General features: G+C 64.5%; 9 protein-coding genes. 3 read left to right on the forward strand and 6 right to left on the reverse strand.

Translation table 11 applies throughout. The features are described from left to right. Positions 1-63 precede the first annotated feature (63 nt). Both QQJ96_RS13050 and QQJ96_RS13055 read left to right on the forward strand, forming a co-directional pair. On the forward strand, positions 64-1,224 hold the full coding sequence (locus QQJ96_RS13050; RefSeq protein WP_284332437.1) for a glycosyltransferase family 4 protein: 1,161 nt from the start codon (positions 64-66) through the stop codon (positions 1,222-1,224). Beyond that, positions 1,193-1,768, forward strand: coding sequence for a phosphatase PAP2 family protein (locus tag QQJ96_RS13055; RefSeq protein ID WP_284332438.1), 576 nt, complete (start codon positions 1,193-1,195; stop codon positions 1,766-1,768). Before QQJ96_RS13050 ends, QQJ96_RS13055 begins: the two co-directional genes overlap by 32 nt. A 359-nt stretch (positions 1,769-2,127) precedes the next feature. Here the strand turns inward: QQJ96_RS13055 and accD are convergent, their stop codons facing one another. The 3 genes from accD to trpB all read right to left on the reverse strand — a co-directional run bounded on the left by accD (position 2,128) and on the right by trpB (position 5,229). Then, complete coding sequence (gene accD / locus QQJ96_RS13060) at positions 2,128-2,997, reverse strand: acetyl-CoA carboxylase, carboxyltransferase subunit beta (RefSeq protein ID WP_284332439.1); 870 nt, start codon at positions 2,995-2,997, stop codon at positions 2,128-2,130. 223 nt (positions 2,998-3,220) lie between these two features. After that, complete coding sequence (gene trpA / locus QQJ96_RS13065) at positions 3,221-4,021, reverse strand: tryptophan synthase subunit alpha (RefSeq protein ID WP_284332440.1); 801 nt, start codon at positions 4,019-4,021, stop codon at positions 3,221-3,223. Beyond that, on the reverse strand, positions 4,018-5,229 hold the full coding sequence (gene trpB, locus QQJ96_RS13070) for a tryptophan synthase subunit beta (protein ID WP_284332441.1): 1,212 nt from the start codon (positions 5,227-5,229) through the stop codon (positions 4,018-4,020). Before trpB ends, trpA begins: the two co-directional genes overlap by 4 nt. Positions 5,230-5,355: 126 nt before the next feature. Here trpB and QQJ96_RS13075 point away from each other — a divergent pair, with 126 nt between their 5' ends. Next, positions 5,356-6,240: a LysR family transcriptional regulator gene (locus tag QQJ96_RS13075; protein WP_284332442.1), complete on the forward strand. Its 885-nt coding sequence runs from the start codon at positions 5,356-5,358 to the stop codon at positions 6,238-6,240. Positions 6,241-6,361: 121 nt separating this feature from the next. Here QQJ96_RS13075 and QQJ96_RS13080 read toward each other — a convergent pair whose 3' ends face one another. From QQJ96_RS13080 to QQJ96_RS13090, 3 genes are all read right to left on the reverse strand, one after another. Beyond that, on the reverse strand, positions 6,362-6,976 hold the full coding sequence (locus tag QQJ96_RS13080; protein WP_284332443.1) for a phosphoribosylanthranilate isomerase: 615 nt from the start codon (positions 6,974-6,976) through the stop codon (positions 6,362-6,364). After that, a complete protein-coding gene (gene truA / locus QQJ96_RS13085; protein WP_284332444.1) occupies positions 6,973-7,740 on the reverse strand; it encodes a tRNA pseudouridine(38-40) synthase TruA in 768 nt (255 codons plus the stop codon). Before truA ends, QQJ96_RS13080 begins: the two co-directional genes overlap by 4 nt. A gap of 111 nt (positions 7,741-7,851) precedes the next feature. Beyond that, a partial coding sequence (locus QQJ96_RS13090) for a FimV C-terminal domain-containing protein (protein ID WP_284332445.1) occupies positions 7,852-8,909 on the reverse strand: 1,058 nt, incomplete at its 5' end.

The following is an 8,909-nucleotide window of genomic DNA, read 5'->3' on the forward strand; positions in this document are numbered from 1 at the left end:
TGAGCGCCATCGCCGCGAAACGGCGTAAGTTCAAGCTATCGCCGTACAAGACGAGGATGCGCCATGCGTATCGGCATCATCAGCGAGACGTATCCGCCGGAGATCAACGGTGTTGCCCTCACCGTGCATAGTCTGGCCACCGGTCTGGCCGCGAAAGGCCACGAGATCGACCTTATCCGTCCTCGTCAAAACACCAGCCACGTCGACGAGCCCGGCATCGAAGCACTGGAAACGCGCGGCGCCGCCCTGCCCCGCTACCCCGGCCTGCGCTTCGGGCTTCCGGTGCCGCGCACCTTGCGGCAACGCTGGACGCAACGCCGTCCCGATGCCATCTACGTTGCCACCGAAGGTCCGCTCGGCCGCTCGGCGGTAAAGACAGCGGTGCGCCTGGGCATTCCGGTCGCCACCGGTTTCCATACCCGCTTCGATGCCTATGCCAATCACTATGGCGTGGGTTTTCTGACCCCGGTGGTGCATGGCTACCTGCGCCGCTTCCACCAGCGCGCCAACATCACCCTGGTGCCCACCGACGCGCTTGCCGCCGAACTCACGGCCATGGGTGTCGATCGCGCCCGCCTGCTGCGTCGCGCCGTGGACACCAAGCTGTTCCATCCCTCCAAGCGCAATAACTCGCTGCGCGAAAGCTGGGGTGTGGATGCAGACACGCCAGTGGTGCTCTACGTCGGCCGCATTGCGCCGGAGAAGAACCTGGAGTTGGCGGTGCAAACCTTCCGCGCGATGCAGAAGGTGGCACCCAAGGCCCGCTATGTGTGGGTAGGAGACGGCCCGGCCCGCGCGGCGCTGCAGGCAGCGCACCCGGATTTCATCTTCGTCGGCATGCAGCGCGATGAAGCCCTGGCCGCGCACTACGCCAGCGCGGACCTGTTCCCGTTTCCCAGCCTCAGCGAAACCTTCGGCAACGTGATTCTGGAAGCCCTCGCTGCCGGCCTGCCGGTGGTGGCCTATGCGGAAGGCGCTGCGCGCGAGCACCTGATCGACGGCGTCAACGGTTTCCGCATCGATTCCGGCGATGCCCAGGCCTTTACGTCGGCGGCAGTGATGCTGGCCGGCGATATCCAATTGATCCGCCACATGGGTCGCGCCGCGGTGGAGAGCGTCGAGCGGCTCTCACCGGAGGCGGTGATCCGCGAATTCGAAAACCTGTTGCGCGAACTGGTCGAGGAGAACATGCATGACCGCCATGTCACCATCGCACCTGCCTGAGCCCGTCGCGCTGCCGCGCCACGCGTTCGACCGGCGCATGTGCATAGCCGCCAATCGCTGGGGCGCACGGCATGCGGTCGGCTTGTTCTTCGGCATCATCAGCCGCCTCGGCGATGGCGTGTTCTGGTATTCGCTGATGCTCGCGCTGGCCCTGATCGACGGCCTGCGCGGCCTGGAAGCGGCCGCGCACATGGCAGTCACCGGCCTGGTGGCGCTGGGCCTGTATAGAGTGCTCAAGCGCTGGACGCGCCGCCCGCGTCCGTTCCGCACCTGCCCCGGCGTAATCGCGCACGTGCCGCCGCTGGATGAATTCAGCTTCCCCTCCGGACACACGCTGCAAGCGGTGGGCTTCACCATCGTCGCGCTGGCGTGGTATCCGCTGCTCGCGCCGCTGCTGCTGACGTTCACGGCACTGGTAGCTGCATCACGCGTGATTCTTGGCTTGCATTATCCGAGCGATGTGCTTGCCGCGATTTTCGTTGGCAGCGGCCTCGGCGCGCTGTCGCTATGGATGGTGCACAGCGCGCCGCTGCTGCTGGGCTGATCAATCAATGATCACGCCGTACTCACACGCTTTGCACTCAACGACATAGCGCACCTATCCACAGGCTCTCCCGGATACTTTCCACAATAGTTGTGGAAAAGTACGCGCATTTGTTGCGCAATTTTTCATCACGCCGTGCCAAGTGCTTGATGGGAAAGATGCGCGCGGGGGTTTTCCACAGGGTTTCCAGCAAGGCGTCCACATTTGCTGTGGAAAACATTCGTAGGCTGGGATGACAATCCCAGCATCATGCAACGACGAAGCAGCTGGGATTGACATCCCAGCCTACAGTTTGCGCGAGTCCGGAAACGACAACGCCGCCCGAAGGCGGCGTTGTCTTGACACACATGCAACGCAACTCACGCCGCGCGCGGCACCTTGCGCAGGATGTTCAACACATCCGCCAATTTGTCGCGCATCTGCCGGCGATCCAAGATCATGTCGATCGCGCCGTGTTCCAGCAGGAATTCCGAACGCTGAAAACCTTCCGGCAGCGTCTCGCGCACTGTCTGCTCGATCACGCGCGGGCCGGCGAAGCCGATCAGCGCCTTCGGTTCGGCCACGTTGATGTCACCCAGCATGCCCAGGCTCGCCGAAACGCCGCCGGTGGTCGGATCGGTGAGCACACTGACGTACGGAATGCCTGCTTCGCGCAAACGCGCCAGCGCTGCGGAGGTCTTGGCCATCTGCATCAAGGAAAACAGTGCTTCCTGCATGCGCGCACCGCCGGTGGCGGAGAAACACACCAGGGCACTGCGTTCGCTCAGGGCACGCTCGGCGGCGCGGGTGAACTTCTCGCCGACCACCGAGCCCATCGAGCCGCCTATGTAGCGGTACTCGAACGCAACGGCCATCAGCGGGTGTTCCTTCAGCTTGCCGCTCATGGCGACCAGCGCATCTTTCTGGCCGCTTGATTTCTGCGCGGCAACGATGCGGTCGCGGTATTTCTTCGAATCGCGGAACTTCAACGGATCGACCGGCTCCATGCTGGCCCACAGCTCCTGCGCACTGCCTTCATCGAGAAAGGCCAGCAGGCGCTCGCGCGCGCCGATCGCATGATGATGGCCGCACTTTGGGCAGACCATCAGGCTGCGTTCCAGCTCCGGTTTGTACAACACGGCGCCGCAGCCGCCGCACTTCTCCCACACACCTTCGGGTACCTTGCCCTTGCCGGCGGCGGCGCCTTGCGTCCGCACGCGGGGTGTCATGATTTTTTGCAGCCAATTCATGGATTCCGCCTCAATCTGGAAACAAGCACGCCTGCTCGGCGCGCCTGGGTCACGCGACTGGCGCGCTCCCTTATCTCTATGGCGTCTTTTCCAAGAAGATAAAGGGTGAGGTGACCCAAGCCTCGGGCTGGGGGCTAGACCACGCGCCCACAGCCGTCACGTTATGGTTTTTTTAATTCCGACATCCTCGCTCCACCCCCTCCAGACAGGAAGAATGAGGTCGTCAGCCGGCGTCCAGTGCCGCGCGTATCGGGCCGAGAAATTCACCCACCCTGCCCGCGATGTCCTGCGCCGTAACCGCACCATCCAGCCGCTCCACCAGCGCGCTGCCGATGACCACGGCGTCGGCGAATGCACCGATCGCTTTCGCGCTCTGCGCATCCTTCACGCCAAACCCCACGGCGACGGGCGCTTTCGCATGCTGGCGGATATCGGCCACGCGTGCAGCGATATCCTGCGTACTCAAGCGTCCTGCCCCGGTGATGCCGGCGAACGACACATAGTACAGGAAACCTTCGGCGGCCTCGCACAATTGCGCCATACGCGCGGGTGCGGTAGTGGGCGCCGCCAACAGGATCTGCTGCAGGCCGGCGCCGCGCAGCGGCGCCAGCACTTGTGCTTCTTCCAACGGACAATCCACCAGCAACACGCCATCCACGCCTGCCGCTACCGCTTCCGCACCGAAGCGCTCAAACCCACGGATTTCCACCGGATTGAGATAGCCCATCAATACGACCGGCGTGGCTTGGTCGCGCTGGCGAAACTCGGCCACCCAGCCGAGCACGTCAGCCAGGCCCACACCCTTGGCGATGGCACGTTCGCTGGCGTGCTGGATCACCGGGCCGTCCGCCATGGGATCGGAAAACGGCACACCCAGCTCGATGACGTCCGCGCCAGCATCGACCAAGGCATGCATCAAGCTCACGACATGCTCCGGCATGGGATCGCCGGCGGTGACGAACGGAATCAAGCCGGTGCGACCGGCGGCCTTCAACGCAGCGAAGCGCTTGTCGATGCGACTCATACCTCAACTCCTTCGCGCGCGGCAATCGTGTGCACGTCCTTATCTCCCCGGCCGGAAAGATTGCACAGCACGATGCCGTCCTTTGGCAGCTCGCGCGCCAGTTTCAAGGCCTGTGCCACGGCATGGCTGGATTCGAGTGCGGCCAAAATGCCCTCGGTGCGGGCGAGCAAGTGGAACGCCTCCAGCGCTTCGTCGTCGGTGACGCCGACGTATTCGGCGCGGCCGGCGTCTTTCAGGAAAGCGTGTTCCGGGCCAACGCCCGGATAGTCCAGACCAGCCGAGACCGAATGGGTTTCGATGATCTGGCCGTTGTCGTCGCACAGCACATAGGTGCGATTGCCGTGCAGCACGCCCGGCCGTCCCGCCGCCAGCGAAGCGGCATGATGACCGGTGGCAATGCCTTCTCCCGCCGCCTCGGCGCCGACGAGGCGCACGCCGCCGTCGTTGAGAAACTCGTGGAACAGGCCGATCGCATTGGAACCGCCGCCCACGCAGGCGGTCAGCACGTCCGGCAGGCGGCCGTACTGCTCCAGCATCTGCGCGCGTGCTTCGCGCCCGACGATGGCGTTGAAATCGCGCACCATCATCGGATACGGATGCGGCCCCGCCACGGTGCCGATGATGTAGAACGTGTCGGCGACATTGGTAACCCAATCGCGCATCGCTTCGTTCAATGCGTCCTTGAGCGTTTTCGATCCCGAGGTGACCGGCACCACCTCCGCACCGAGCAGCTTCATGCGATACACGTTGATCTTCTGCCGCTCGATGTCGACGGCCCCCATGTACACCACGCACTTCAATCCGAACCGCGCCGCCACGGTTGCGGTAGCCACGCCATGCTGGCCGGCTCCGGTTTCGGCGATGATGCGCGGCTTGCCCATGCGCTTGGCTACCAGCGCCTGGCCGATGGTGTTGTTGATCTTGTGCGCGCCGGTGTGATTGAGGTCCTCGCGCTTGAGCAGGATGCGCGCGCCGCCAACGTGCCTGGACAGCCGCTCGGCATGGTAGATCGGGCTGGGGCGGCCAACGTAATGCGTGAGGTCGCGGTCCAGCTCGCGCAGGAAGTCGGGATCCTCGCGCAGGCGCAGGTAGGCTTCGGTGAGTTCGGCCAGCGGCGCCATCAGGGTCTCGGCCACGTACTGCCCGCCGAAGTCGCCGAAGCGCCCGTGGACATCGGGCCATAGGTGGAAGTCCTGGATCTTGGGCATTGGTCAGAAATCCTAGGGGTCGGCGGGCACCGTTCGGATGCCCTTGGAACCACGAAAATAACGCGAATGACGTGATCGAAAAAGCGATATGATCGTCGCCATTGGTTAAAAAAACTCACAGCACCCGTGCGTGACCTGCCCTCCCTCAATGCCTTGCGCGCTTTCGAGGCCACCGCCCGCCTGGGCAGCGTGGGCCGTGCCGCGGAACACCTGCATGTCACCCATGGCGCCATCAGCCGGCAATTGCGCGTACTGGAAGAAGCCTTGGGGCAGCCGCTGTTCGCTCGCCAGGGGCGCGGCGTAACCCTTACGCCGATAGGGGAGCAGTTGCGTGACCGGGTGAGCGACGCTTTCGAGCAGTTGCGTGAAGGCTGGGCCGACCTGCAGCGCGGGCGCGACGACGCGCCCTTCGTGCTGGGCTGCGCAGGCAGCCTGCTCGCCCGCTGGATCATCCCCCGGCTGGAACGGCTGGAACACGAACTGCCAACGCTACGCTTGCATTTGTCGCCGGAAGAAGATCCGCTCGCCCCACGCCATGCGCAACCCGATGCCGCGCTCGCGCTGGCCGCGCCGCCATGGCCGCCCGGCTGGCAAGTGCATGTCCTGGCGCCCGAGCGCATCGGGCCTGTCGTCAGCCCTCGTCATGCCGGCCTGGAGCGTTTGCTGGAACGAGGCATCCCAGCCTTGCTCGACGAAGAGCTATTGCACACCAGCTCGCGTCCGCAGGCATGGCCAGCCTGGGCGCGGGTCAGCGGCATTTCCGCCGAGTCGCTGCATTACGGCCAAGGCTTCACGCACCTGTTCTATCTGCTGGAAGCGGCGGTGGCGGGACTAGGCATAGCGATCGCGCCGGCGCAGCTTGTACAGGACGATCTCGATGCCGGGCGCCTGCTTGCACCATGGGGGTTTCAGCAAACCGATGCGAGCTGGATTCTGGCGACGCCGCGGCGCGGGAGCGACTATCGGGTCGACGCCTTGGCGGAATGGATGCGCCGTGCGTTAAACGCGTAGGCTGGGATGACAATCCCAGCTGTCGCCGTCATTCCCGCGCAAGCGGGAACCCATTTTGATCTGATGCCGAAGCAAAAAATGGATTCCCGCTTGCGCGGGAATGACGGCAACGAAAAAAGGATTACGCCGAACGAACCGCAGCGATGAACTCGCGCATCTTGCCAGGATCCTTGATGCCCGCTGCCGATTCGATACCGCTCGACACATCCACCGCCCACGGCCGCGCGACACGAATCGCCGAGGCAACGTTCGACGCATTCAAGCCACCGGCAAGGATCAGCGGCTGGCGCAAATCGCGCGGCATCAGCGACCAGTCGAAGGATTTGCCGCTGCCGCCCGCTTCGCCCAGGCCATGGCCATCCAGCAGCAACCCCGCCGCATGCGGGTGATCGCGCAGTTGATAAAGCGCGGCGGCGCCTTCGCCCATCGCTATCGCCTTCAGATAGGGCTGGCCGAATTGCTTGCACCATTCGTCGCTCTCGTTGCCGTGGAACTGCAGCATCGAAGGGCGGACGATGTCGATGATCTCCTGCACGAGGTTGGCCTCGTCGTCCATGCATAACGCAACCGTGGTGACGAAAGGAGGCATCGCCTCGACGATGGCGCGCGCTTGGCGCAACGACACCTGCCGTTTGCTGTGCGCGGTGAGTATCACGCCGATGGCGTCGGCGCCCAGTTCGGCGGCCAGCAAGGCATCCTCGATGCGGGTCATGCCGCAGCACTTGATGCGAGTCATACGCTCATCTCCTCGGGCAAACCCCAATGACGTTCGTAGCGCGGACCGATGAAGGTAAGCCCGGAAGCCGCCGCGGTCGGCCCGGCTACTTCGCGGTTGCGCCCAGCCAGTAACTGCGCGATCCATGCAGCAGGCTGCTCGCCGCGCCCCACCAGCAACAGCGAGCCTACGATATTGCGCACCATGTGGTGGAGAAACGCATTGGCTTCGATCTCCACGATCACCTGTTCGCCGGTGCGCCACACACTCAAGTATTTCACCTCGCGCCGCGCATGTGCTGCCTGACAGGACACCGCGCGAAAGGCGGAGAAATCGTGCTCGCCGATCAGTGCTTGCGCCGCGGCGTGCATTTGTTCGGCATCCAGTGGATGGCGTTCCCAGGCGACGTAACGCGCATCCAGCGCAGGGCGAATGGTGCGATTGAGCAGGGTGTAGCGATAGCGCCGGCTGCGCGCGGAGAAGCGCGCATGAAAATCATCCGGCATCTCTTTCGCCCACAGCACCGCCACGCTGGCCGGTAGATTGGAACTCGCGCCGAGCACCCAGCCACGTAGATCGCGCTGCGCCTGGGTATCAAAGTGCACCACCTGGCAACGGCCATGCACGCCGGCATCGGTGCGCCCGGCGCAAGTTACCTCGATGGATTGGGCCGCCACGAACGAAAGCGCCTGCTCCACACTGGCTTGCACTGTGGCGCCGTGGCTCAGCCGTTGCCAGCCCTGGAAATCGGTGCCGTCGTATTCAATCCCTAAGGCAATGCGCATGCGTGGGGTAACGCTCGGAAAACTCAACCAGTGGATAAGAGTAACAGGTGCCGAAAACACATCGGGCCGGCATGGCCGGCCCGATCGGGTGCGGATCGCGCTGAAAAGGTCTTAGCTGATCTTTTCCAGCAACTGTTTCGCCACGTCCTTCTGCATCTGGGTACCTTCGTGCATCACTTCTTCAAGCATCGCGCGGGCACCATCCGGGTCGCCCATGTCGAGGTAGGCACGCGCCAGGTCAAGCTTGGTGTCGACCGGATCGTCGTGCAGTTCGCCGAAGTTTTCGTGATCGGTATGCGTGGCATGCCCGGCCTGCGGCTCATCGGCCAGCTCTTCGTCGAACTTCCAGGTGGAGATCGGCTCTTCTTCCGGCTCCTTCATCGCCGGCACGGCACCTTGGGTCAGCGGCTCGGGATGGTGCGGCGTCAGGTCGAAATCAAAATGGTATTCGCTGACCTTGGCCGGCTGCGGCGCCGGACTCTTGGCCGGAACGAGCGGTTCCGGAGCGGGTGCGGGTGCCGGTGCCTGGCCATAGCTGTCCAGGTCGAAGTGATGCACCGGCTCACGCATCGTGGTCTCGTCGGCGGCGTGCTCGGCGAACAACGGATGGCCTGGCGCCAAGTCACGCCCCATGTGCACCACGTCCTGCCATTCCGGCTGGTTCGGATCGGTGATGTGCGCGTGCATGGCTTCCGCGGCGGCTTCGAAATGCTCCACGTCGCGGCGGGTGTAGTACAGGCTGACCAGCTCAAGGTGTAGACCGATGTCGTCGGGCTGCTCGGCCAGCTGGTCGAGCAGTTCGTCCTGGTCCAGATCGGCACCGGCGCCGGGCTGCTCACCCTCGTCCGCTGTGCCGAAGCGGTCGGCCAGTGAGCCACCCCTAGACGGTGCGGCGGCCTTCGGCGGCTTGGCGCCGGCCTTGCGGCGCGACAGCAGCAAGCCCACCAGGCCCAACACGACCACGCCAGCGCCTGCGGCCCAAGCCCAGGTCTCCATGTACCAGGGTTGCTCTTCGGGCACCGGCGCGTGATGCGGCTGGATCGCCGGCTTCGGTTTTGCCGGTGCGTTCAGCGGCGTGGTGACTACGCCGTGCGCTGTAGCGGCCGCAGCAGGCGGAGTGGCCGGCTTGGCGGCGCTCGACGCGGCGGCCGCGGCCGGCGCAGGAGCCG

This window comes from Dyella flagellata (assembly GCF_030160275.1).
Classification (GTDB): Bacteria; Pseudomonadota; Gammaproteobacteria; order Xanthomonadales; family Rhodanobacteraceae; genus Dyella_B; species Dyella_B flagellata.